The organism is Micromonospora humidisoli, assembly GCF_016900955.1.
Taxonomy (GTDB): domain Bacteria; phylum Actinomycetota; class Actinomycetes; order Mycobacteriales; family Micromonosporaceae; genus Micromonospora; species Micromonospora wenchangensis.
Genome location: NZ_JAFEUO010000003.1, coordinates 576,615 through 601,564, shown reverse-complemented (window position 1 = coordinate 601,564; position 24,950 = coordinate 576,615). Strand labels below are relative to the sequence as shown.

Below are 24,950 nucleotides of genomic sequence, written 5' to 3'. Positions count from 1 at the left end.
GGTCGGGGTCGGGTACGCGGACGGCACCGGTCAGGCGGCGGCGATGATCTCGTCGCCGACGACGGTGAGCTGGTCCGCGCCCACCTCGACGGCGCTCAGGTAGTGCCGCAGCCAGGAGCGCAGGCCGTCGGGGGTGCCGGTGGCGAAGGCCCCGGCCGCGCCGACGTACTCGGGTTGCCGTTCCCGGTGACCGACGTCGACGGCGACCAGGCCGCGCGGGTCGAACCCCCGGGACATCAGCACCAGCCGGGCGGCGGCGCGGGCCACCACCCCGGACGGGCCGGCGAAGGGCCGCAGGTTGAGCAGCTCGCCGTGCACCACGGCGGCGAGCAGCAGCGGGGAGACCGTCATCCCGCCGGCGACCAGCCCGGCCAGCCCGTCGAGCCGGGCGGCCACCACCGGGTCGGCGACCGGCCGCCCCAGCTCCGCCTCGGCGACGACGTCCCGGGCGGCGAGCACGTGCAACCGGGCCAGCGCCTGCCGGGGGGCCTTCGGCCACAGCTCGGTCAACCCGGGCAGTGCCCCGGCCACCCGTAGCGCCCCCTGGAGCACCGGTTCGGTGACGGTGCCGGCGCGGACGGCCTCGCGCTCGTGGTCGTACCCCTCCAGGGCGGCGCTGGCCACCGCGCTGCGCAGGCCGACCTCGGCCGCGACCTGGCCACCGTGGCGGCGCAGCGCGCGGTGCCGCATCGCCTGGTCGACCCGCTCGCGGGCCCGCTCGACGGCGGGGGCGATGTCGGCGAGCGCGAGCAGCGGGGCGAGCGGATCGGTGGTCACCCCGCCACGCTAGCGACCGGGTGACTCCGGGGCGGATGCCACCCGCCGGGCCGGCCTCGGGTCCGATCCTGATCAGGGTGGGAGGGGCGGGCCGTCGAGCGCGCCGGGACGGCCGCTGAGCGCGCCGGCCGGCATCGGGGGTGTCGCGGTCCCGAGCTGCCCGGACTAACCTCGGCCGGGTAGAGACGCAGGTCACCCGACGAAGGAGTCACCGCATGAGCGAGGCCTTGGCCAACCTGCTGAACGAGACGCGCCAGTTCCCGCCGCCGGCCGCACTCGCCGCCCAGGCCAACGTCACCGCCGACGCGTACGACGAGGCCGGCGCGGACCGGCTCGCCTTCTGGGAGCGGCAGGCCGGCCGGCTGGCCTGGGCCAGGCCGTGGGACGAGGTGCTCGACTGGTCGAACCCGCCGTTCGCGAAGTGGTTCGTCGGCGGCCAGCTCAACGTGGCGTACAACTGCCTGGACCGGCACCTGGAGGCCGGCAACGGCGACCGGGTGGCGATCCACTGGGAGGGCGAGCCGGGTGACACCCGCACCCTCACCTACGCCGACCTGCACCGGCTGACCTGCCAGGCGGCGAACGCGCTGACCGACCTGGGCGTGGTCGCCGGTGACCGGGTGGCGATCTACCTCCCGATGATCCCCGAGGCGGCGGTGGCGATGCTGGCCTGCGCCCGGATCGGCGCGACCCACAGCGTGGTCTTCGGCGGCTTCTCCGCCGACGCGCTGAGCAACCGGATCCAGGACGCGAGCGCCAAGGTGGTGATCACCGCCGACGGCGGCTACCGGCGGGGCAAGCCGTCGGCGCTGAAGCCGACCGTGGACGAGGCGGTGGCGAACTGCCCGTCGATCGAGCACGTGCTGGTGGTCAGGCGCACCGGCGAGGAGGTCGCCTGGTCGGCGAAGGACCACTGGTGGCACGAGACGGTCGAGACGGCGTCGGCGGAACACGTCGCGCAGCCGTTCGACGCCGAGCACCCGCTGTTCATCCTCTACACCAGCGGCACCACGGCCCGTCCGAAGGGCATCCTGCACACCACCGGCGGCTACCTGACCCAGGCCGCGTGGACGGCGCACGCGGTGTTCGACCTGAAGCCTGCGACCGACGTCTACTGGTGCACCGCCGACATCGGCTGGGTCACCGGGCACTCCTACATCGTGTACGGGCCGCTGGCCAACGGCGCGACCCAGGTGATGTACGAGGGCACCCCGGACACCCCGCACAAGGGCCGGTTCTGGGAGATCGTCGACAAGTACAAGGTCAGCATCCTCTACACCGCGCCGACGCTGATCCGCACCATGATGAAGTGGGGCGAGGACATCCCGGCGGGCTTCGACCTGTCGTCGCTGCGCCTGCTGGGCAGCGTCGGCGAGCCGATCAACCCGGAGGCGTGGATGTGGTACCGGCAGCACGTCGGCCGGGACGAACTGCCGATCGTGGACACCTGGTGGCAGACCGAGACCGGCGCGATCATGATCTCCCCGCTGCCCGGGGTGACCGCGGCCAAGCCGGGTTCGGCGATGACCCCGCTGCCCGGCGTCGTCGCCGACGTGGTGGACGACCAGGGCCAGTCGGTGCCCAACGGCGGGGGCGGTTACCTGGTGCTGCGCGAGCCGTGGCCGTCGATGCTGCGCACCATCTGGGGCGACGACAACCGGTTCATCGAGACGTACTGGTCCCGGTTCGAGGGGATGTACTTCGCCGGCGACGGGGCGAAGAAGGACGACGACGGGCACATCTGGTTGCTCGGCCGGGTCGACGACGTGATGCTGGTGTCCGGGCACAACATCTCCACCACCGAGGTGGAGTCGGCGCTGGTGTCGCACCCGGCGGTGGCCGAGGCGGCGGTGGTCGGCGCGACCGACCCGACCACCGGGCAGGCGATCGTCGCGTTCGCCATCCCGCGCGGCACCGCCGACACCTCGGGCGAGGCGGGTGAGCAGCTCATCGCCGAGCTGCGCAACCACGTGGCGAAGACGCTCGGCCCGATCGCCAAGCCCCGGCAGATCATGCTGGTGCCGGAGCTGCCGAAGACCCGCTCCGGCAAGATCATGCGCCGGTTGCTGCGGGACGTGGCGGAGAACCGGTCGCTGGGTGACGTCACCACGCTCCAGGACTCCTCGGTGATGGAGCTGATCTCCTCCGGGCTCAGCGGCGGGAAGTCCGACGAGGACTGACGACAGCCGTACCCGACGGTGGGTGCCGGTCCGCGAGGGCCGGCACCCACCGTCTTTTTAGGGGTGCGAATCGGTCGGTAGGCCGAGCCGACTCGGGCTGAACGGGCAGAGGCACCGTCGCCCCCTTCCGGGTGAGAACCCTTCTCATTTAGGTTCAGCGATATCGACTGGGCTCGACAGAGGTCTCACCGGCGATCCCTTTCCCATGCCCGAGAAACGGAGTGGCATGAACATTCTCCCGTCCACCAGGGCACGTCGACGAATCCTCGTCGCGTTGCCCGCCCTCGCTCTCGTCGCCTCGTCACTGACCGTGACCGGCAGTGCGGCGGCCCAACCTGCCGGGCCGGCCACACCGACCCGGATCGGGGCCGACGAGCACTACCTCAACTACGCCGAGCCGGAGGTGCAGCCGGACACCGCGGGTAAGGAGGTCCGGGGCGCCGACGGGATCCGCACCCCGGCGGCGGACGAGGCCCGCGCGTACGACCGCAAGTTCGCCGGCGGCAACCCGCTGGCCGCCCGGGAACTGGCCCGTAACGAGGCGCGGGCGATCCGGACCGGGCAGAGCCCGCGCGCGTTCAAGAAGGCCAAGAGCACCCAGACGGCCAAGCTGCTCACCCTGCTGGTCGAGTTCAACGACCAGGCCAACGACGACTTCACCGGGGTGATGGTCCCCAAGACGGTGTTCGAGGACCGCACCTGCGTGCCCGGCACCGTCCAGAACGGACCGAAGCACAACAACATCCCCAACCCGGCGACCCTGCCGCACGAGGACAACAACTCGATGTGGGTGCCGGACTTCTCGCCGGCCCACTTCGACAAGATGCTCTACACCAAGCAGGGCATCACCGAGCGGGTCCGTAAGGACCTCAAGGGACCGGACGGCAAGAAGGGCATCGACCTGTCCGGCCGCACCATGCACAACATGTACCTGGAGATGTCCAAGGGCGCGTACACGGTGGACGGGCAGGCCAGCCCGTGGATCACCGTGCCGCACTCGGAGGGCTGGTACGCGGCCTCGCGCTGCTTCCAGGACGAGACCGGCGCCTGGGTCGCCGGCCGGCAGCAGGCGATGAACGGCCACCCGGACAACCCGCAGGGCGCGGGGCGGCTCGCCACCGACGCGATCGACGCGCTGGCCGCGAGCGACCCCGACTTCCCGTGGGCCGACTACGACATCGAGGACCAGGGTGACCGGGACGGCGACGGCAACGTCAACGAGCCGGACGGCGTGATCGACCACCTGGTCCTGGTGCACGCCGGTCAGGGCAAGTCCCGCGGCGGCGGCGACCAGGGTGTGTACGCGGTCTGGGCGCACTCCTCCACGGTCGCCGGCGGCTACACCATCCCCGGCACCAACCTGAAGGTGTCCAACTACATCGTGCAGCCGGAGGACGCCGGGGTCGGGGTCTTCGCCCACGAGTTCGGTCACGACCTGGGCCTGCCGGACCTCTACGACACCTCGGGCAACGCCGACTCGGACGTCGACTTCTGGGACCTGATGGCGTCCGGCTCGCACACCGGTGAGATCTTCCAGGCCCTGCCCACCCACATGGGCATCTGGGACAAGTGGGTGCTGGGCTGGGCCGATCCGCTGACCATCGCCCCTGGCACCCGGAACCGGACGGCGACGCTCGGGCAGACCTCGCGGACCCCGGTGGGCACCCAGGACGGCATCAAGATCGACCTGCCGGACAAGGTGGTCACCCTCGCCCAGCCGCACAGCGGCACCGGGATGTGGTACAGCGGCGCCGACCAGGCCTGGGCCGACGTCAAGCTCAGCCGGCAGGTGGCCGTCCCGGCCGCCGCCGACGCGAAGTTCTGGATGTGGAACAACTACGTCATCGAGGACGACTGGGACTACGGCTTCGTCGAGGTCTCCACCGACGGCGGGGCCACCTGGACCGAGCAGAAGGTCTACGACGAGGCCGGCGCACTGGTCTCCACCAACGACGGTTACGCCGACCCGAACGGCCGCATGGTCGACTTCGGCAACAAGAAGTACGGCCTGACCGGCAGCACCGCCGGTTGGCGGCACGACTGGGTCGACCTGTCGGCGTACGCCGGGACGACCGTGCAGGTGCGGCTGCGGTACGCCACCGACGAGGCGTTCCAGGAGCGGGGCTGGTTCGTCGACGACCTCTCGGTCACCGGCGGCGGGGCCACCACGTTCAGCGACAACGTGGAGAGCGGCACGAACGGCTGGACGCTGACCGGTGGCACCTTCACCGACACCACCGGCGCGGGCTGGCACATCGACCCGGGCACCCAGGTCAAGGCGCAGTACTACCTGGCGGAGTGGCGCAACTTCGACGGCTTCGACATGGGCCTGAAGTACGCCTACGACACCATCTACTCGCACGAGGCGTGGAAGGTCGACCGGATCTCGTACAACGCGCCGGGCATGCTGGTCTGGTACCGGGACACGATGCTGGGCGACGTCAACCACGTCACCGGACAGATGACCGCGCTGCCCAGCTACGGGGCCAAGGGCGGGTTGCTGATTGTGGACTCGCACTACGACCCGCTGCGGCGTACCGGTGAGGCGGCGGCGAAGGACCCGTCGGTGCTGGACAACCTGCCGAGCCGGCCGCAGTCGGCGAACGCGGCGTTCTCGCTGAACCCGACCTACCCGTTCACCGAGTGCCTGGAGGCGGCAGACGAGCCGTACAGCGCGTACTGCACCAAGTTCCCGCGGCAGCACCCGGTGTCGGGCTTCAGTGACGCCAAGGGCTGGTACCCGGGCATCGAGATGCGCGACGGTTCGCCGTACGCCCGGGACAACGACGCCTCGGTGGTCGTCCCGTCGCGGGGCAACAAGCCGTACACCACCCGGGTGGTGAACCCGGACGGCACGCCGGCCACCGAGTTCTACGGCGTGACGCTGGGCGGTGGGGCGATCGTGCTCGGCACCGGCAACCCCTCGGACTCGAAGGTCCGCAACGGGGTCTCCATCAAGATCGAGTCGGCCGCGCCGGACAACTCCTACGCGGTTGTCCGGATCACTCCGGCGAAGTACTGAAGTCACGCGTCGGGTACGCCCGGCGATGCGGTGGTAAGGGTCAGTAACTGACTGATTCGGTGAACGGTGGGCCGTCGGCGGACATGCCGGCGGCCCACCGTTTCCTGCATCTCGGCAACGGAATCGAAATACGTCACTACGATTCTCGACGGGGCCGTCCGCGCTGCTCATGACCGTTGGTGAACATCCGGTGTGTGACGGTGAAAAGCGTTCCCATCAAAATCTTGCAACAAATCGACGCGCACGTCTTCCCACCCGTCCCGGCAGTGTCTATGTTCACCATGGGTCCCACTAGTGGGACGTCCCATGCCGGCCCGTACCCCCGTTGGGCCGGTTCCCTCACACCGGAGGTACCACGTGCGCAAAGTCGCAGTGGGTCTGCTCGGGCTCTCGCTGACGGCGACAGGTCTGGTGACGGGTACGTCCGCCAGCGCTGCGCCGACGCCGAAGCTCCCGACGGCCGCCCCGTCGATCGCTGAGCCCGCCAACGCGGACCACGATCTGCCCAACCCGCTCGAAACCAAGCGGCGGGCACTGCGCCAGGAGGGCCTCAGCGAGGTCCTTTCCGGCAAGGCGAAGGCGCAGAAGATCAACGGCAGCACGGTCGTCAAGGTGGGCAAGACCCAGGCTGCGGGGCGGAGCAACGCCCGGACGACGGCCTCGGGCGTCGCCCAGACGCAGGACCAGTACGTCGAGCTCGGCCGCGAGCAGACCGACAAGATCTTTGTGATCCTCGCGGAGTTCGGCAACGAGCGGCACCCGAGCTACCCGGACCAGGACACGGCCCCGGCCGTCCCCGGCCCGACCCGGTTCGACGGGCCGCTGCACAACGAGATCCCGGCCCCCAACCGGGCGGTGGACAACTCCACCGTCTGGCAGGCCGACTACAACGCCGACTACTACCGGAAGCTGTACTTCGGCACCGGGCAGGGCGACGAGTCGCTGAAGCAGTACTACGAGGCCCAGTCCTCGGGTCGCTACAGCGTCGACGGCGAGGTCACCGACTGGGTCAAGGTGAAGTACAACGAGGCCCGGTACGGCCGCTCCAACGGCTACCCGTGCGCCTCGAACGTCTGCAACAACACCTGGGCCCTGGTCCGGGACGCCGCCAACCAGTGGGTCGCCGACCAGAAGGCGGCCGGCCGCACCGACGCCCAGATCGCCGCCGACGTCAAGTCGATGGACCAGTGGGACCGGTACGACTTCGACGGCGACGGCGACTTCAACGAGCCGGACGGCTACATCGACCACTTCCAGATCGTCCACTCCGGCGGCGACCAGGCCGACGGTGACCCGATCCAGGGTGAGGACGCCATCTGGAGCCACCGGTGGTACGCCTTCGCCAGCGACCAGGGCAACACCGGCCCGGCGAACTTCCCGGCCGGCGGCACCCAGATCGGCAACACCGGCGTCTGGATCGGCGACTACACGATCCAGCCGGAGAACGGTGGCCGGAGCGTCTTCTACCACGAGTACGGTCACGACCTCGGTCTGCCGGACGACTACAACGTCATCAACAGCGGTGACAACAACAACGAGCACTGGACCCTGATGGCCCAGAGCCGGCTCGGTGCCAAGAACGACGGTGGCATCGGCGAGCGCGGCGGCGACCTCGGCGCGTGGAACAAGCTCCAGCTCGGCTGGCTCGACTACGAGGTCGTGGTGGCCGGTCAGCAGAAGACCCTCAACCTGGGCCCGCAGGAGTACAACTCCGACAAGGCGCAGGGTGCCGTGGTCGTGCTGCCGCAGCGGGAGTACAGCTTCCAGAACGGCAAGCCGTTCGAGGGGACGAAGCAGTTCTTCTCCGGCAACGACGACGACCTGAACACCACGATGACGCGGACGATCGACCTCACCGGGAAGACCAGCGCCGCGCTCACCATGAAGGGTCGTTACGCGATCGAGGCGGACTACGACTACCTCTTCTTCGAGGCCAGCACCGACGGCGGCCAGACCTGGTCCACCCTGCCGGGTACCGCCAACGGCAAGGCCCTCAAGGAGATCTCCCCCGGGCGCTTCGCCCTGGACGGCTCCAGCAACGGCCAGTGGGTCGACGTCAACATCCCGATGAACGCCGCGGCCGGCAAGGTGGTGCAGTTCCGGCTGCGCTACCAGACCGACGGTGGTGTCTCTGAGGGCGGCTTCTACGGTGACGCGATCACCATCACCGCCGACGGGCAGACCGTGCTCACCGACGGTGCGGAGGCCGGTGCCGCCGGTTGGACCCTGAACGGGTTCAGCATCGTGGCCGAGACCTACATCCGCAAGTTCGACAACTACTACATCGCCGGCAACCGGTCGTACGTGTCGTACGACCAGTACCTCAAGACCGGCCCGTACTACTTCGGTTACGCGAACAGCCGCCCGGACTACGTGGACCACTACGCGTACCAGGAGGGTCTGCTGATCTCCTACTGGAACCTCCGGTGGGCCGACAACGACACCTTCGACCACCCGGGCGAGGGTCGGAACATGATCATCGACGCGCACCCGGAGCCGCTGTACAACCTGACCGGTGCCCCGTGGCGGGCCCGCGTCCAGGTGTACGACGCGCCGTTCAGCCTGAAGAAGGCGGACTCGTTCACGCTGCACATCAACAGCGTGCCGCAGTACGTCCGCGGCCAGGCCGCGCAGCCGCTGTTCGACGACACCAAGCAGTACTGGTACCCGGAGCTGCCGAACCACGGCGTCAAGCTCCCGGCCACCGGCACCAAGATCAAGGTTGTGGAGCAGAACGGCACCTCGCTGAAGGTCCGCTTCTCCTGATCCGCTGATCAGCGCACCACCTGCTGTACCCGATGCCCGGGCAGGACTCCTGCCCGGGCATCGGCCCGTCCGGGGCCGGCCGGATGCCGCTGCGCCGCCGCCGTGGCAGGCTGGCTCTGCGCGTACCCGTGGCGGGTGCGCCGGGAGCGGAGGCGACCGTGACCGACGACCGGACCCCGACCACCGACCCGCCGGCCGACCACCGGTCCCCGGCCGACCTGCCGGCACCGCCCGCCGACCCCCGACCACCCGCCGGCCGCGCGGCGACGCCCGCCGGCCCCCGACCGCCGGCCGGCCGCGCGGCGACGCCCGCCGAACGCGTGGCGACGCCGGGCCCGCCCGCCGACCGGCCGACGGCACCGCTCTCCGCCGACCCGCCGCCCACCCTGCGCCGGCCCACCGCGCCCCCACGACACCCCACCGACCGACGCCGGCCGGACCGGCTCGCCGGAAGGATCACCCGGGGCGGCGACGGCCCGTGCTACGGCCTGGTCACCGACGACGGCCACGAGTACGCGCTGCACGGCCCCGGCCTCGGCACCGTCGCCGCCGGCAGCACCGTCGTGGTCACCGTCGACCCGGCCGTGCCCCCCGCCGCCTGCGGGCCCGGCACCCCGGTCGGCGTCGTCCGGATCAGCGTCGTCCGCTGAGTCCACTCAGCCCGCCGGGACCGGACCGGGTCGCGGGCCGCAGCCCGGTCCGGGTCGGCTGGGCGATCGACAGGCACCGAGGTCCTAGGCTGTGCCCATGACCGAGCAGCGTGGCGGGCCCACCGACGAGTCCTGCGTCCTCACCGAGGGGCCGTGGACGCACCGGTTCGTCGGCGCGAACGGCAGCCGGTTCCACGTCGTCGAGGCGGGCACCGGGCCGATGGTGCTCTTCCTGCACGGCTTCCCCGAGCACTGGTGGGCCTGGCACACGATGCTCCCCGCCATCGCCGACGCCGGCTTCCGGGCCGTCGCGGTGGACCTGCGCGGCTACGGCGCCAGCGACAAACCACCCCGGGGGTACGACGGCTACACCCTCGCCGCCGACGTCGCCGGCCTGATCCGTGCCCTCGGGGAACGCTCGGCCACCGTGGTCGGTGCCGGCTCCGGCGGGCTGATCGGCTGGACAGCCGCCTCGTTCCACCCCACCCTGGTCCGCCGGCTGGTGGTGCTCGGCGCGCCCCACCCGCTGCGGTTGCGCGCGGCCATCTTCGCCGACCCGCGCGGCCAGTTCGCCGCCTCCACCCCGGCGCTGAAGTTCCAGTTCCCCCGGTACGAGCACGTGCTCACCCGCAACGACGCCGCCGAGGTGCAGCAGATGCTGAGCCGTTGGGGCGGCCCCCGCTGGGTCGCCGGCCCCGACTTCGCCGGGTACGCGCAGCGCTGCCGGGAGGCGATGCTCATCCCGCAGGCCGCCTTCTGCGCGCTGGAGGGCTACCGGTGGGCCTTCCGCTCGGTGCTGCGGCTGCACGGCTACCGGTTCGTCCGGCTGATGCAGAAGCCCCTGGTCACCCCCACCCTCCAGCTGCACGGGGCGGTCGACGTCGCGTCCCTGCCGCGCACCGCGCAGGGCTCCGGCCGGTACGTCAGCGCCCCCTACGAGTGGCGGCTGCTCGACGGGGTGGGCCACTTCCCCCACGTGGAGGCCGGCGACCTGGTGCTCGGCGAGATCCTGCGCTGGACCAAGTCCTGACCGTCCCGTGCCCGCCTCGACGGTCCCCCGTCGGCTGTCCCGTCCGGGCCGTGGCCGGCGGTCAGACCCGCTGTTCGCGCAGGTCGGCGACCTCGGCGGCAGGTGCCCAACCCTGGTAGACGCCGAAGTCGAAGACCTCCAGCCCCATCGCCTGCGCCACCGGCCAGCGACCACCCGTGTACTCGACCCGCAGCCACCCGTCGTGCTCGCCGAGCACGATGAACGGCTGCCCCTGCCAGGTGCAGGTGGTCCGCACGTATGCGAGGTCCTCGACCTCACCGGCCGGCACGACCCGCACGTACCGGCCGGGGCGTACCTCCTCGAAGCCGTCGGCGGGTTCCGGCTGGTAGATGCGTACGTGGTCGCCGTCCGGGCTGACCTGGTACTCGCGCCCCTGCCAGCGGGCCACGTAGCCGTCGCGCATCACTCCTGCCCCACCTGTCGCCAGACCAGCGCGTCGGTGTCCAGGACGGCGATCACCCGTTCGGTGCCCTCCGTGCCGATCCGCCAGAGCTGTGCACCGTGCGGCAACCGGGCGCTGTCCACCTTGAACTCGGCCACCACGTCGCTGCTCTCCCCGGGGGCGAACCCGTTGCCCCGGAACGGCGCTCGTTCGATCACCCAGCCCTCCATGGCCCGCATCGCCGCCTCGTTCTGCCCGCCGTACGGAATGCGGTAGAGACTCGGCCGGTACGCGGGCCAGCGCAGCACGTAGGTGGCCTCGGCGTCGCGGGCGAACGGCGAGTCCGGGTAGCCCAGCCCCAGGGCGTCGTGCAGTTCCGCCGGGGTGGTCAGGTGGGCCAGTTCGCCGGCCCGGTGCACGAAACCGGAGACCCGGTCGTAGCCGCGTTCCAGGTAGTAGGCGAGTTGGCTCGGGGCGACCGCCTTCTGCATCACCACCGGACGGGACGGGTCGGTGACCGGCGGGGCGTACCGGGTGCGTTCGGCAGGTGCCTCGGCGGCGGCCACCGGTTCCACGTCCGCCTCGTCACCGAGCCCGACCTCGGCCGCCCAGCTGGCCAGGGCCACGATCTGCTCACCGGGCAGCTTGGCCCCGACCGGGGTGCCCGGGTTGACGGCGAACGCCCAGCTCGGGTCCGGCCACCGCCGGATCAACTGTACGAAGCGCACCTCGATCGTCTCGACCGGCAGCACGTCGTGCTCGGCCAGCCGCTCCGGTGAGGTGTAGACCACGACGTACGTCTCACCGTCGGTCGTCCCGGTACGCCACTGGAAACCGGGCTCGCCGGGGCGGCTGCCGGCCACCGAGTCGGGGTTGACCGGAAGCAGCACCCGGGCCAGCAGCAGGGTGGACAGGAAACCGTCGGTGCTGCCGACGCCGACCGCGTCCAGCAGGTTCTCCTCGACCTCGTTGGCCGGCAGGAACGCCTCGTCGACCGGCGGCGCGACATCCGCACCGGCGGTCGACGACGGGCTCCCGGGCGGCGCGCTGCCGAACGGAGCCGGATCGCCGGCCGGGCCCGGTGCCGCCGGGGAGGTCGGCACGGCAGAAGCTGTCGGCACGGCGGTGGCGGTAGGCCCGGCAGGGGCGCTCGGCCCCGCGGTGGCGGCCGGCACGGTAGTGGTCGGCAGCTCGGTGACGGGTGCCGCCGGGGAGGTCTGCGCGGCCCGCTCGGCGGCGGGGGTCCACAGGTCGACCGGGGTGGAACGTGGGTCGGCACGGTCCGCGGACGGCGCGGTGGCCGTCGGGGCCGTCCCGGCGGCGGTCCGGACCGGGCCACCGGCCGTGGGGGTAGGGGCAGCATCCCCGGTCGGGGTCGGGGCGGCGGGCGCGCTGTCCGCCGGCACGGCGTCACCCGGCGGAGCGGTCCACGCCTGCGCTCCCCCAGCCGGCCGGGTGACCGGCGCGTCCGCTGCCGGCGCGGGCGGGTGGACGGTCGGCGCGCTGGCCGGCGGGGGTGCCACGTCCGGTGGGGCCGCCGCGACCTCCGGCCGGGCCTTCGAGGCGGCCCGCTCGGCGGCCGGGGTCCACAGGTCATCCGGGGCGGGACGGGGCCGGGCGGCAGGCGACGGGCTGGCGGGCGGCGGGCTGGCAGGCGACGGGCTGGCGGGCGGCGGGCTGGCGGGCGGCGGGTGGACCGGCCCGGATGCGGGCGGGCGGGCGGGAGCGCCGAACGGACCACCGGTCCCGTTCACGTTGACCGTGTCCCCGGCACCCGGCCCCCCGGCCGGCGGCACCGGGGTCGCCGTGGGCACGGTTGCCGGCGGCGGCACCGGCGGTGGCACGGGGGCGGCGGGGGGAACGAACGGCGCGGCGGCCGGCGGCGGGACGACCGGCGGCGCGGACGCCGCCGGGGGGACGAACAGCGAGCCCTGGGCGGCGGACGGGGCGGGCGCGGGGGCGACCGGGAGGTCGCGGGACTCCAGGATCACACCCTCTATCACGATGGGCATGAACCCCCGGCGGGACACCGGCGGCGCGGAGACCGGCTCGGCGACGGAGGGCGGCACCTCCTCCGCCTCGCCCCGGGCGGGGCCGGCCGGAGCGGTCGGCGCGGCAGGTGGGACGGCGAACGGGTCGGCCGGAGCGGCAGGTGGGACGGCGAACGGGTCGGTCGGCGGGCGGGGCTGGCGTGCCCCGGGCGACCCGTCCGGGCTGGGCTGCCGGCGGGGCAACGCCTGGGTGGCCTCCGCCGCCGGTGGTGGCGTACGGAAGGCCCGGGTCGCCTCGTCCGCCACCGGGCCGACGTGGAAGGCCCGGGTCGGCTCCCCACCCGGCGGCTCCACCCGGAAGGCCCGGGTCGGCTCCTCGGCCAGCGGGTCCGGGGAACGGCCTGCCGGTGACGCCCCGTTGCCGGGACCGGACCGGGCCGGCGGATCGGTCATCCGGAACGCGCGGGTGGCCTCGTCCTCGCCCGGCTGGTTGGGTGCCGGGCGGCGGCGGGGGAAGGGCTGACCACCCATCCCGGGTCGGGTCGGTGGGGCCGCCCGCTCACCCGAACGCAGCGGATTGTCCCGGGGCGACCGGGTGGCACCCCGGGCACTGGACGGCTCGAAGAACGAGGTACGCCCGTTGGCCGGGCCGGCGGACTCCTCGCCCAGCAGCCGGCGACGGGGAACCGCCGGCCAGCCGCCATTGGTCGCCGCCGGCACGGTGCCGGGCTCGGGGAAGGCGGGGCGGCCCTGTTCGGGTGGGCCGGCGGTGGTGGTGCGCGGGCCACCACCGGGCGGGACGACCGGACGCCCCCGCTCATCGGTCAGCGATGCGCCCGTCGCCGGGCGGATACCACCCCCGGCGGGTGGAGCGGTGACGGACGACGCCGGCCGGGGCTGGGACCAGCCGGCGGAGAGGTCGGCGGTCGGCTCGACATCGGCCGGTCCGCCGGGCGCGCCACGGACCGGAGGTTGGTCGGACTCCCGCTGGGACCGCACCACCGGGGCGCGGCCGGGCAGCCGGACGTCCCCCCGGGAGAGCTGCGAGACGAACCAGGCGGGCAGGTAACCCTCGACCGGCAGACCGGGGTTCACCGCCAGCCACCACTCATGGTTGGGCCACTCGACGGCCAGGTCGGCGTAGCGGCTGCGCCGGTAGGGGCCGGCGGAGGACCCGAGGCAGGCGTGCATCGCGGCGGCCGAGGTGAAGGCCAGCACGTGGGTGCGGCCACCGGTCGTCCAGGTGCCCCAGCCCATCGGTGTCGCACCGGCGAGGGCCTGGCCGGAGACCGGGAGGAAAAGCTCCGTACCAGCCAGGATGCGGAAGTAGAGCTCCTGGTCACCGGCGTGCAGCGCGTCACGCATCGCCGTCTCGGCCTCGGTAGCCGGCTCCCAGTCGGTCACGGCCACCTCTCCTCCCGGATCAGGCCACAGGCGTCGCGTACAACCTACAAGGTGAAAACAAGATCACGATAAGTCGGTCAGCGGCCGGCCTGGGAGCGGACCGGGCGCTAACATCCCGTTGCGGAGTCGACACGATACGGAGGCGGTCGATGACCCGATCCGGCAGCCGACGAGCGTTCGTCACTCTGGCAGCGGCCCTGCTCGCCGCACCCCCGACGGCCGTCGTGGCGTCGGTCACCCCGGCCAGCGCCGCCCCCTCCTGCGTCACGTCGCCCGCGCCGGCCCGACCGGTCGCCGCCACCCCGTGGCCCCAGCGACGGTACGCCCCGCAGCGGCTCGCCCCGCTGGCCACCGGTGCCGGCGTCGTCGTGGCGGTGGTCGACTCCGGTGTCGACAGGCGGCACCCCCAACTGCGGGGGCGGGTGCTCGACGGGGCGGACTTCCTCGACCCGGGCGGCGACGGCACCCGGGACTGCGCCGGCCACGGCACCGGGGTGGCCAGCATCATCGCCGCCGGGGAGGCCAACGGGGTGGCCTTCCGGGGGCTCGCACCCGGTGCCCGCATCCTGCCGGTACGGGTCAGCGAACAGCAGGTCGTCGAGGGTCGGGAGTCGGGGCGTACGGTCAGCGCCGCCGGTTTCGCCCAGGCCGTCCGGTGGGCGGTGGACCACGACGCCGACGTGCTCAACCTCTCCGTCGTCCTGTACGCCGACAACCCGGCCGTTCGCGACGCGGTCGACTACGCGCTGCGGCGGGACGTGGTCGTGGTGGCCGCTGCCGGCAACCTGCACGACGGCGGGGACCCGCTGCCCTATCCGGCGGCGTACGACGGGGTGCTCGGCGTCGGCGCGGTCACCCCGACCGGCGTGCGCGCCCCGTTCTCCCAGGTCGGCCCGTACGTCGACCTGGTCGCGCCGGGCGGCGAGGTGCTGATGGCCGCGCCGGGGCAGGGTCACCAGCGGGCCGAGGGCACCAGTTACGCCGCCCCGTTCGTGGCGGGCACCGCCGCCCTGCTGCGGCAGTACCGGCCGGGCCTCGACGCCGTCGGGGTGGCCCGCCGGATCGTCGGCACCACCGATCCGGCACCGGGTGGCCGGGAGGGCGGCTACGGTGCCGGCGTGCTCAACCCGTACCGGGCGGTGGTGGAGACCGGTGGTGCTCCCCGGCCGGCCGCCCGCCCGACGACGGTCCTGCCGACGCCGCAGGCGGACCCGGCGCTGCTGGCGCAGACGCACCGGCGGGCGGCGGCCCGGCAGCGGGCGCTGCTGGTCGCCTCGTCCGTCGGCGGGACGGTGGTGGTGACGGTGCTGTTGGCCGTGGTGCTCCCCCGGGGCGTCCGCCGCCGCTGGCACCCGGCCGGCCCGGCCTGACGGCGACGCCCGACCGTCGACCGGCCGGGCGTCGCCGTCGGAGCACCACCGGCCGCGTCACCATCGGGGAGCCCGCCCGGCGGACCGGGCTTCGCGGCCCGCCGCAGAACCGCCGGGCGGCCGGGTCAGTGGAACAGGCCGGTGTTGCGCTTCTCGGTGTCGAGGTAGTCGGCTGCGGAGTCGTCCACGGCGAGTTTGATGTCCCGCAGCATCGCCTGGAGATCCTGCGACGCGGAGCGCCACCGCGACTGCCGCTGCTCGTACGCCCGGCGGGCCTCGCCGTCCCAGCCGGCGACCAGTGGGGCGGCGTCCCGTTCCAGCTGGCCGAGCTGCGCGTCGAGGGTGTTCAGTGCCTTCTGGATGTCCGCGCCGGCCTGGTGCAGCGCGGCGAAGTTGACAACCAGCACGCCATGGTCCATCGGATCGTTCCTCCCCGGGATGTGGATGTGGCTAGAGCGGCAGTTGGATGCCGCGACTGGTGCCGGCGACCCGGCCGGCGGCCTCGGTGTCCGAGACGTCGTACTGGCGGCCGGCGGTACGCAGGGCCGTGGCGGTTTCCCGCAGGGCCCGTTGCAGCGCGGCCTGGTCCCGCCCCCACTGCTGCTTGACCTGCTCGAAGGAACGCCCACCGGCGCCCCGCCAGGCCTGCTGCAACACCTCCAGCTCGGCCATCAGGCCGGTCAGCATGGCCTGCAACGACTGGTCCACCTGCTCGAACCTGGTGGCGGTGTGGTGCATCACCGCCGCTTCTGCCTGGGTCTGGGACACCCGGACGTCACCTCGTCTCCCCGGTCGGGGCCGACCGTTGGCCGTCCTGTGCGGACGGACCGTCCGTCGGCAGGGGACCGGACGGACCTGGTCGGCGAATCAGTCGCTGACGGTAGTCGCACCGTCGCCGATGTGCTACCCCGTCCGTCTCCCCTGTGGACAACGTGCCCCGACGCCGGAACGGCAGGACCCCACCGCACGGACGGGAACACTACGATGGGTCACACTCCCGTCGCGTTCCGGTCCCGGCCGGGCGTTCGCGGCGGGACGCCCGGGGGCAGCCGGGACGACCGACCCGGCGGGCACACGGAGGAGATGTGGTGACGGCGAGCACGACCGACCGCCCGCTCCGGCGGACCGCCGAGGGCCCGCCCCGACCCCGCACCGGCACCGCCGTACACCCCGGTCAGGTCGTCGCCACGCAGGTCGCGCTGGCGCTGCCGGTGGCCGCCTACGGTCGCGGGCCGGTGCCGGCGGTGCTCGCCGCGATCGGTGCGGTGGTGCTGGCCGGTCTCGGCTGGGGGCGCTGGCGCGGGCGGTGGCTGTTCGACTGGTGGGGCACCACCGCCGGGTTCCTCACCCGCCGGCACGGCCTGGCCGCCGACACCGTCCCGGAGGCCCTGCTGGACCTGCTGCTTCCCGATGCCGTACTGGCCGGGGTGGAGTTGACCGACGGGCCGGCGGGGGTGGTCGACGACGCCACCGGGCTGACCGTCCTGCTCGACCTGGGCGATCCGGGCGACCTGCTCGGTGACCGGTCCCACCCGCTGCCGGCACCCGGCACGCTGCTGCCCCCGGCCGGGCCGGAGCAACCACCGGTACGGGTGCAGGTGTTGCTGCACGTCGTGCCGGCCCCGGCGGCGGAGGTCGGCGGCGCGGCCGGCACGTCGTACCGCCAGTTGACCGAGGGACGGCTGCCGGGCCAGGAGCGGGCCCTGCTCGCCGTCCGGGTGATGCGGGCGTCCGGCTGGTCCGACGCGGACCTGCGCCGGGCGCTGGCCGGCACGGTGCGTCGGATCGTCCGCCGGGTGGGGCCGCTGCCGGCCCGTCCGCTGGGCGGGCCGGCAGCGCTGCGGGTGCTTGCCGAACTCGCCCACCACGACCCCGGCCGGCCGGTGCGCGAGAGCTGGTCGACGGTGTGCGCCGGCGACCAGCACCAGGCAACCTTCCGGCTGGTCCGTTGGCCGGACGCCCGGGTCGATCCGGGTCGCCGGTTGGTGTCCCGGCTGTTGGCCCTGCCGGCGACCGCCACCACCGTCTCACTCGGTGCCGGTCCGCAGGCCGGCGACACCGCACCACCGACGTGCCTGACGGTACGGTTGGCCGCCGCCACACCGGCCGCACTGCAACACGCTGCCGAGGGGTTGTGCCGGATCGTCGCCGACGCCGGTGGTGAGCTGCACCGGCTCGACGGCGCGCAGTTGCCCGGCCTGGCCGCCACGTTGCCGTTGGCGGTGCCCGGGGTGGTCACGCCGGCTGTCGAGCCGCCGGAGCTGACCCTCGGCGGGGCGGGGCTGATGGTGGGGGCCAACCGGCACGGCGGTGCGGTGACCGTCCGGCTGTTCCGCGCCGAGGGCACCCGGCTGGTGCTGGTCGGCGGGCTGGCGGCGGCTCAGTTGCTGGTGCTGCGGGCGTTGGCGCTCGGGGCCGGGGTACTGGTGCAGACCGGCCGGCCACGGGCCTGGGAGCCGTTCGTCCGCGGGGTCGGCGGGCAGCAGGGCGGGGTGGTGGTGGTCCCCACCGGGCGGGCGGTCGGCGTCACCGGTTCCCCGCTGCGTCCGCTGCTGGTGGTGGCCGACGCGGGTACGGCGGCCGGCGAACCGCCACCCGGGGCGGGATGGGTCTCCACCCTGGTGGTCCGGGACGGGTTGACCCCGGCGGACGTCGACACCCTCGGCCGGGCCGACCTGGCGGTGCTGCAACCCCTCGACCCGTCGGAGGCCGCCCTGGCCGGCACCGCGCTGGGGTTGGGTGGCGCGGCGGATTGGTTGACCCGCATCCGGGACGACATGGTCGCGGTGGTCAACCGTCGGGCGCTGCGGTGGGCGCTGCTCTCGCCCACCCCGATCGAGTCGCAACTGGTCGGTCGGCCCGGCCGGCGCTGACCGCAGGAGCCACGGTGGTTTCCCTGGCTGGACCGCACGTGACACGATCCCGGCCATGGATTTTCTGAAGGGCCTTCTGATCCGGCTGGGTTCCACGGTGGTCGCCTTCTGGCTGGCGACGCTGCTCATCCCCGGTATCACGCTCGACACCGGCTCGGCCGGCGAGGCGGTCGTCACCCTGGTGCTGGTCTCGGTGATCTTCGGTGTGGTGAACGCGGTGCTCCAGCCGATCATCAAGACCGTCGGCTGCGGCTTCTACCTGCTCACCCTCGGGCTGATCGCCCTGGTCGTCAACGGGCTGCTGTTCCTGCTCACCAGCTGGATCGCCGGCCAGGCGGACCTGCCGTTCCACGTGGACGGGTTCTGGCCCGAGGCGGTGCTGGGCGCGCTCCTGGTCGGCATCGTGACCTGGATCCTCGGGGCGATCCTCGACCGCGACTGACCCGGGGGCCGGCCGCCGCTCCAGCGGGGCGGTGGCCGGCCGACGTCGCCCCGCCAGGTCGGCCACCGGACGGACATTGGCTGGCGACGCGGCCAGCGGACGGGAATTGGCTGGCGGGACAGCCCTCGGGCGGGGTTAGCGTGGCGGGGTGTTCTCGTTGACCCACCCCGACGGCTGGCAGCTCGACACCGACCCGGAGCGCATCGACCGGGCCACCGTCGGCTGGCTCTGCGACCTCTACGTCGACCCGCAGGCGCGGGGGCGCGGCCTGGGCACCTGGCTGGCCGGCTCGATCCGCGACCACCTCGCCGGGTACGGCGTACGCCGGATCGCGTTGTCGACCGCCGACGCCCACGGGGTGTACGCGAAGCTGGGCTTCACGCCCGCGCCCCCGGACGGGTGGATGGAGTGGGTGAACGAGCGGTGACCCCGCTCACCGGAAAGGAGCCTGATCCGGCCGTACCCCTTACGGTGGGGTCGTGACTCCGCTGCGTCTCGGCTACCTCTACGGCTTCGGTGCGTACCTGCTCTGGGGTTTCATCCCGATCTACCTGAAGCTGCTCCGGCCGGCCGGGCCGATGGAGATCCTCGCCCACCGGATCCTCTGGTCGGTGGTGTTCGTCGCGCTGCTGCTCGTCGCCCTGCGCAACGTCGGCTTCCTGCGGTCGCTTGCCCGCCGTCCCCGGACGCTGGCCGGGATCGTCGTCGCGGCGGCGCTGATCGCGGTGAACTGGGGCACCTACATCTACGGGGTGAACTCCGACCGGGTGGTGGAGACCGCCCTCGGCTACTTCATCAACCCGCTGGTGTCGGTGCTGCTCGGGGTGGTGGTGCTGCGGGAGCGGCTGCGCCCGGCCCAGTGGGTGGCGCTCGGGGTGGGCGCGGCGGCGGTCGCGGTGCTCACCGTCGACTACGGCCGGCTGCCCTACCTGGCGTTGATCCTGGCGGCCAGCTTCGCCGGCTACGGGTTGACCAAGAAGCGGCTCGGGCTGCCGGCGGCGGAGGGGCTGTTCGTCGAGTCGGCGGTGCTGGCCCTGCCTGCCCTGGGCTACCTGGGCTGGTTGGCCAGCCGGGGCGGGTCGACGTTCGGCGGGGTCTCGGCCGGACACACCGCGCTGCTGGTGGCGGCCGGGGCGGTGACGGCCGTCCCGCTGCTGATGTTCGCGGGCGCGGCCAACCGGCTGCCACTGACCGCGCTCGGCATGCTCCAGTACGTGGCCCCGGTCCTCCAGCTCGGCTGCGGCGTGCTGATCTTCCACGAGCCGATGCCGCCGGCCCGGCTCGCCGGTTTCACCCTGGTCTGGCTGGCCCTGGTGATCTTCACCCTGGACGCGCTGCGCAACGGCCGACGCACCCGGGCCGCCGCCCGCGCCGCCGATCCGCTGCCCGCCACCGCCCACTGAGCCACCCGACCGCCGCGCGGCCCGCAGGATCAGCGGACGTCGTAGCTGAGCACCAGGGTCCCGTCGGCGCGTAGCAGTTCGAGGCGGACCAGTTCGGCGTCGGTGAACCGGGTCGCCCCGCGCAGGTTCACGTCGTCGCCGGGGGCGGCCAGCCAGGAGGCGATCTGCTCGGTCGCGTCGTCCGGCCCCCGGGCCACCAGCCGGAACGTGTACGCCTTGCCGTAGCCCGCCGTCGCGTCGTACCCGCAGTGCATGGTGACCTCGGTGCCCCACTTGGTGCCGCTCAGCCCGATCTCGGCGTGCACCGCCGGGGTCTTGGCCGCGACCGGCGCCATCGACACCATCCGTACCGCCTGGGTGGTCGGCGCGGGCGTCGGGGCCGGCCGCAGGGCGGACGCCCCGGCGACGCCCAGCACCAGGGCGAACCCGGCGGCGACGAGGGCGGTCACCGCGTACCGGCGGCGGTTGCGGGTCCGCTCGCGGCGGCGGCGGTCCCGGGCGGTGGCGATCAGGTCGGGCACCCGGCTGACCTCGGGCGGTGGCGGGAGGAACTCCTCCAGCGTGGTCGGGTCGAGCCGGCCCAGCAGGCCCGGCAGCACGGCGATCTCGGCCACCGCGTCCCGGCACGCCGCGCACCCGGCCAGGTGCCGCTCGTAGGCGGCCCGGTCGGCGGGGGCGAGCGCACCCAGCACGTACGCGCCGTCGTCGTGTGCGAACTCGCAGCGGGTCATCCGGTCACCCCCATCTCGGCCAGCGCCAACCGTAGTGAACGCAGCGCGTAGTGGGTGCGGGACTTGACCGTTCCCGGTGGCACCCCCAGCCGGGCCGCCGCCTCGGCCACCGAACGGCCCTGGTAGAAGCACTCGACCAGCACCTCCCGGTGGGTGGGGCTGAGCCGGTTCAGCGCCTCGGCGATGGTCCAGGCCTCGACCGCGCGCTCCGCCTCGTCGACCGTCTCGGGTGGCTCGGGCAGGTCGTCGGTGAACACCTCGCCGACCCGGGTCGACCGGCGCCGCCAGGCGTCGATCGCCAGGTTGCGGGCGGTGGTGAAAAGCCACGCGCGGACCGAGCCGCGACGCGGGTCCAGCGCCTCGGGATGCCGCCAGGCCCGCAGCAGGGTCTCCTGCACCAGGTCCTCGGCCCGGGTGCGGTCCCCGTTGACCAGCCGCAGCGCGTGCGCGTAGAGCGCCTCGGCGTGCTCGTCGTGCAGGGCGCGCAGCAGTTGGGCGTCGTGGTCGCTGATGGTGATCCCCTCGCTTCCCGCCCGACAGGTCCGGCGAACGTGTCCGCCGGTTATTACGCGCCGTGACCCCGATCGGTTCAGCGGTGACTGCTGTTCACATCCGGTTCACACCGCGTCCGGTGGCCGCTCACCCCGTCCTGGCAGCGTCCGCCCGGTACGCACGTCGCGCAGGTGAAAACGGCGTGCCACCGACCTGCTTCCAGGAGGCTCCCTTCCATGAGCGACCGTCCCCGGCTGCTCCCGCTGCTCGGCACCACCCGGCACGGCAGCCGCGATGCGATGACCTGCCTGTACCGCTGCGGCAACGCCTGTGACCACCCGGTACCCAACACCTCCGACAACACCTACTTCGGCGACCTGGTCGAGGGGGAGGTGACCCGGCGGGGTGTGGTCCGGGCGGGTGCGGTGGGCGCGCTGGTGCTCGGCTTCGGCGGTGCCGCCGCCGGTGCGCTGGCCGGGGCCGCCCCGGCCGGTGCCGCCCCGGCCACCCCGGTGGTGCCGGAGGTGGCCGATCCGACCGCGCCGCAGCGCGGCGTCGGCAGCGGCGCGCTGACCTTCAAGCCGATCCCGCCGAACCAGCTCGACACCCTGGTCGTCCCCAACGGGTACGACCACCACGTGGTCATCCGCTGGGGCGACCCGGTGCTGCCCGGTGCGCCCCGGTTCGACCTGCACGGGCAGACCGCCGCCGCTCAGGCCAAGCAGTTCGGCTACAACAACGACTTCGTCGGGGTGCTGCCGCTGGACCGGCGGGGCAGGCGGGCGCTGCTCGTGGTCAACCACGAGTACACCAACGAGGACCTGATGTTCCCCGGCTTCACCGGCCTGGACAACCTCACCGTCGAGCAGCTGCGCACCGCGATGGCCGCGCACGGCATGTCGGTGGTGGAGCTGGAGCGGGTGGACGGCACCGGGCAGTGGCGGGCGGTGGGCCAGGGCCGGCGGCCGTACAACCGGCGGGTCACCGCGCTGGCCACGAAGTTCGAGCTGACCGGCCCGGCCGCCGGCTCGGCGTGGCTGCGGACCGCCGCCGACCCGAAGGGGCGCACGGTGGTCGGCACCCTGAACAACTGCGCCGGCGGGGTCACCCCCTGGGGGACGGTGCTCTCCGGCGAGGAGAACTTCAACCAGTACTTCGTCGGGGCCGACGCCGCGCCCGCCGAGCTGAAGCCGAAGTTCGACAGGTACGGCATCACCACCACCGCCCGCTACCCGAGCGGTAGCCGCAAATGGGAGCGGGCCGACGAGCGGTTCGACCTGGCGAAGCACCCCAACGAGGCGCACCGGTTCGGATGGATCGTCGAGATCGACCCGTTCGACCCGGAGAGCCGCCCGCGTAAGCACACCGCGCTGGGCCGGTTCAAGCACGAGGGCGCGAACGTGATCGTGGCCCGCGACAAGCGGGTGGTCGCGTACATGGGCGACGACGAGCGCTTCGACTACCTCTACAAGTTCGTCTCCGACAAGAAGTTCATGCCCGGGGACTCCTGGGTGGCCCGCAAGAACAACCTGACCCTGCTGGAGTCGGGCACCCTGTACGTGGCGCAGTTCAACCAGACCAGCGCCGCCGAGATCGACGGCTCGGGCAAGCTACCCGCCGACGGCGCGTTCAACGGCACCGGCCGGTGGATCAGGCTGGTCAGCGGCAACCGCAGTTTCGTCGACGGGATGACCGCCGCCGACGTGCTCACCTTCACCCGGCTCGCCGGGGACAAGGTCGGCGCGACGAAGATGGACCGGCCGGAGGACGTCGAGCCGAGCCTGCTCACCGGCAAGGTGTACGTGGCGCTGACCAACAACTCCGACCGGGGCAAGGCGGGCAAGCCGGCAGCCGACGAGATCAACCCGCGCAACCTCAACAAGCACGGGCAGATCCTGGAGCTGGTCGAGGACCGGGGCGACAACACGGCGGAGTCCTTCACCTGGTCGCTGCCGATCGTCGCCGGTGACCCGGCCGACCCGTCGACCTACTTCGCCGGGTACGACAAGACGAAGGTCTCGCCGATCTCCTGCCCGGACAACGTCGCCTTCGACGCCACCGGCAACCTCTGGATCTCGACCGACGGCAACGCGTTGGGCAGCAACGACGGCCTGTTCGCCACCGCCGTCGAGGGGCCGGAGCGGGGGCACCTGAAGCAGTTCCTCACCGTGCCGCTGGGTGCGGAGACCTGCGGGCCGTTCATCACCGGCGACAACCGGTCGGTGTTCGTGGCCGTGCAGCACCCCGGTGAGATCACCGGCGCGTCGGTGGAGAAGCCGGCGTCGACCTGGCCGGACGGCGACTACGCCAAGCCGGGCGTGGTGGTCACCTGGCGGCTCGACGGCGGCCCGATCGGCAGCTGACGCGCGTCCAGGGTCGGCCCCGCCGGGCCGGCCGCGAAGGCCCTCTCCCGCTGCGGTCCGGGAGGGGGCCTTCGCCCGTACGCCGGGCCGGGGCCTCCGCCTGCGCGCCGCCGGACGGGGTCAGAGGTCGGCGGCGATGCCGTCGGCGACCGCACGGGCGGCGGTGAGCAGCTTGGCGCGCACCACCCGGGCGGAGGTCATCATCTCGCTGGCCGGCAGGGCGCAGGCCAGCACCACCCGTCGTTCCATGTCCTTGTCCGGGGTGACCAGGACGGCGGCGCACGCCACCCCCTGCCGGAACTGCCCCAACTCCAGTTGCATGCCCCGCCGGTCGCCGGCGGCCAGATCCGCCTCGAACGCCTCGGGACTGGTGAGGGTGGCGGTGGTGAACGGCCGCATGCCGTAGTCGCGCAGGTAGCGCAGGCGCTGCTCGGTGGTGAGGGTGGCCAGCAGCGCCTTGCCCAGGGCGGTGGCGTGCGCACCCTCGTCGAAGCCGGGGACCATGTCCTCCAGGTACGGCGAGCGGGCCCCCTCGGCGACGGCGGTGACCGCCACCTGACCGCCGACGAACCGCCCCAGGTAGTGGCTCCACCCGGTGTCGACGGCGGCCCGCCGCAGCGACTCGCCGACCGCCGCCGGGCCCCGGAACGCGGTGACCAGTTCCCGGTACCGGTCGGCGATCTCCAGGCCGACGATGTAGGTGCCGTCCTCCCGCCGGATCACGTAACCCTCGTAGGCCAGGGTGCGCACCAGGTGGTAGGTGGTGGCGACGGTCAGCTCGCACCGCCGGGCGATCTGCTTGACGGTCAGGCCCTTCGGGGCACGACCGACCGACTCGAGCACGCGTAGCGCGCGGGACACACTTCGGATCAGATCCGAAGGTTCCGCCAGGGGGTCACGCACAACCACCTCCGCAGCCGGGGACTTACACCATATGAAAAACCCGGCCGAGACGGAACGCCCGTTCGGGTGGTGGATGCCAGATCAGGCGGTATACGGCGGGTTCCCAGGCGACACGCCGAGCGTTGTCAGGAACACGACTCGCGTAGGTTG

General features: G+C 73.1%; 19 protein-coding genes. 11 read left to right on the top strand and 8 right to left on the bottom strand.

Annotated elements, in window-relative coordinates:
- Positions 1-30: 30 nt before the first annotated feature.
- Positions 31-777 carry a Fic family protein gene (locus JQN84_RS13475; RefSeq protein WP_204958690.1) on the bottom strand — a complete coding sequence of 249 codons (747 nt, stop codon included), beginning with the start codon at positions 775-777 and terminating at the stop codon, positions 31-33.
- Between the two features lie 215 nt (positions 778-992).
- Here JQN84_RS13475 and acs point away from each other — a divergent pair, with 215 nt between their 5' ends.
- The 5 genes from acs (at position 993) to JQN84_RS13450 (ending at position 10,425) form a co-directional block, all read left to right on the top strand.
- Positions 993-2,957 carry an acetate--CoA ligase gene (gene acs, locus JQN84_RS13470; RefSeq protein WP_204958689.1) on the top strand — a complete coding sequence of 655 codons (1,965 nt, stop codon included), beginning with the start codon at positions 993-995 and terminating at the stop codon, positions 2,955-2,957.
- A gap of 226 nt (positions 2,958-3,183) precedes the next feature.
- A complete protein-coding gene (locus JQN84_RS13465) occupies positions 3,184-5,979 on the top strand; it encodes an immune inhibitor A domain-containing protein (RefSeq protein WP_239485283.1) in 2,796 nt (931 codons plus the stop codon).
- A gap of 372 nt (positions 5,980-6,351) precedes the next feature.
- A complete protein-coding gene (locus tag JQN84_RS13460; RefSeq protein ID WP_204958962.1) occupies positions 6,352-8,745 on the top strand; it encodes an immune inhibitor A domain-containing protein in 2,394 nt (797 codons plus the stop codon).
- Positions 8,746-8,903: 158 nt separating this feature from the next.
- Positions 8,904-9,395 carry a hypothetical protein gene (locus JQN84_RS13455; RefSeq protein WP_204958688.1) on the top strand — a complete coding sequence of 164 codons (492 nt, stop codon included), beginning with the start codon at positions 8,904-8,906 and terminating at the stop codon, positions 9,393-9,395.
- A gap of 97 nt (positions 9,396-9,492) precedes the next feature.
- Positions 9,493-10,425 (top strand): alpha/beta fold hydrolase, encoded by a 933-nt coding sequence (locus JQN84_RS13450; protein ID WP_204958687.1) that lies wholly within the window; start codon positions 9,493-9,495, stop codon positions 10,423-10,425.
- Positions 10,426-10,486: 61 nt separating this feature from the next.
- On the opposite strand, the gene JQN84_RS13445 is transcribed toward JQN84_RS13450, so the two are convergent.
- Positions 10,487-10,852 carry a UCP033725 family protein gene (locus JQN84_RS13445; protein ID WP_204958686.1) on the bottom strand — a complete coding sequence of 122 codons (366 nt, stop codon included), beginning with the start codon at positions 10,850-10,852 and terminating at the stop codon, positions 10,487-10,489.
- Positions 10,849-14,223 (bottom strand): SseB family protein, encoded by a 3,375-nt coding sequence (locus JQN84_RS32270; RefSeq protein WP_307821198.1) that lies wholly within the window; start codon positions 14,221-14,223, stop codon positions 10,849-10,851. Before JQN84_RS32270 ends, JQN84_RS13445 begins: the two co-directional genes overlap by 4 nt.
- A gap of 149 nt (positions 14,224-14,372) precedes the next feature.
- On the opposite strand from JQN84_RS32270, the gene mycP reads away from it, so the two are divergent.
- The gene (gene mycP / locus JQN84_RS13435; protein WP_204958685.1) at positions 14,373-15,593 is read left to right on the top strand and encodes a type VII secretion-associated serine protease mycosin; all 1,221 of its coding nucleotides are present in this window, start codon (positions 14,373-14,375) and stop codon (positions 15,591-15,593) included.
- Between the two features lie 125 nt (positions 15,594-15,718).
- Here mycP and JQN84_RS13430 read toward each other — a convergent pair whose 3' ends face one another.
- Together JQN84_RS13430 and JQN84_RS13425 are read right to left on the bottom strand one after the other, a co-directional pair.
- On the bottom strand, positions 15,719-16,012 hold the full coding sequence (locus JQN84_RS13430; protein WP_204958684.1) for a WXG100 family type VII secretion target: 294 nt from the start codon (positions 16,010-16,012) through the stop codon (positions 15,719-15,721).
- Positions 16,013-16,043: 31 nt separating this feature from the next.
- Positions 16,044-16,361 carry a WXG100 family type VII secretion target gene (locus JQN84_RS13425; protein WP_204958683.1) on the bottom strand — a complete coding sequence of 106 codons (318 nt, stop codon included), beginning with the start codon at positions 16,359-16,361 and terminating at the stop codon, positions 16,044-16,046.
- Positions 16,362-16,681: 320 nt separating this feature from the next.
- Between JQN84_RS13425 and eccE the strand changes: the two genes are divergently transcribed.
- The 4 genes from eccE to rarD all read left to right on the top strand — a co-directional run bounded on the left by eccE (position 16,682) and on the right by rarD (position 20,311).
- Complete coding sequence (gene eccE / locus JQN84_RS13420; RefSeq protein ID WP_307821197.1) at positions 16,682-18,466, top strand: type VII secretion protein EccE; 1,785 nt, start codon at positions 16,682-16,684, stop codon at positions 18,464-18,466.
- Between the two features lie 55 nt (positions 18,467-18,521).
- Positions 18,522-18,908 (top strand): phage holin family protein, encoded by a 387-nt coding sequence (locus JQN84_RS13415; protein ID WP_204958681.1) that lies wholly within the window; start codon positions 18,522-18,524, stop codon positions 18,906-18,908.
- Positions 18,909-19,056: 148 nt separating this feature from the next.
- On the top strand, positions 19,057-19,335 hold the full coding sequence (locus tag JQN84_RS13410; protein WP_204958680.1) for a GNAT family N-acetyltransferase: 279 nt from the start codon (positions 19,057-19,059) through the stop codon (positions 19,333-19,335).
- Positions 19,336-19,387: 52 nt separating this feature from the next.
- On the top strand, positions 19,388-20,311 hold the full coding sequence (gene rarD / locus JQN84_RS13405; protein WP_204958679.1) for an EamA family transporter RarD: 924 nt from the start codon (positions 19,388-19,390) through the stop codon (positions 20,309-20,311).
- 29 nt (positions 20,312-20,340) lie between these two features.
- Here the strand turns inward: rarD and JQN84_RS13400 are convergent, their stop codons facing one another.
- Positions 20,341-21,042: an anti-sigma factor family protein gene (locus JQN84_RS13400; protein ID WP_204958678.1), complete on the bottom strand. Its 702-nt coding sequence runs from the start codon at positions 21,040-21,042 to the stop codon at positions 20,341-20,343.
- Positions 21,039-21,533, bottom strand: coding sequence for a sigma-70 family RNA polymerase sigma factor (locus tag JQN84_RS13395; RefSeq protein WP_239485433.1), 495 nt, complete (start codon positions 21,531-21,533; stop codon positions 21,039-21,041). The genes JQN84_RS13400 and JQN84_RS13395 overlap by 4 nt, the downstream gene beginning before the upstream one ends.
- Before the next feature lie 237 nt (positions 21,534-21,770).
- On the opposite strand from JQN84_RS13395, the gene JQN84_RS13390 reads away from it, so the two are divergent.
- Positions 21,771-23,897, top strand: a complete 2,127-nt coding sequence (locus JQN84_RS13390) for a PhoX family protein (RefSeq protein ID WP_204958677.1) — start codon at positions 21,771-21,773, stop codon at positions 23,895-23,897.
- 120 nt (positions 23,898-24,017) lie between these two features.
- On the opposite strand, the gene JQN84_RS13385 is transcribed toward JQN84_RS13390, so the two are convergent.
- Positions 24,018-24,800 (bottom strand): IclR family transcriptional regulator, encoded by a 783-nt coding sequence (locus JQN84_RS13385; RefSeq protein WP_088646144.1) that lies wholly within the window; start codon positions 24,798-24,800, stop codon positions 24,018-24,020.
- Between the last annotated feature and the right edge of the window lie 150 nt (positions 24,801-24,950).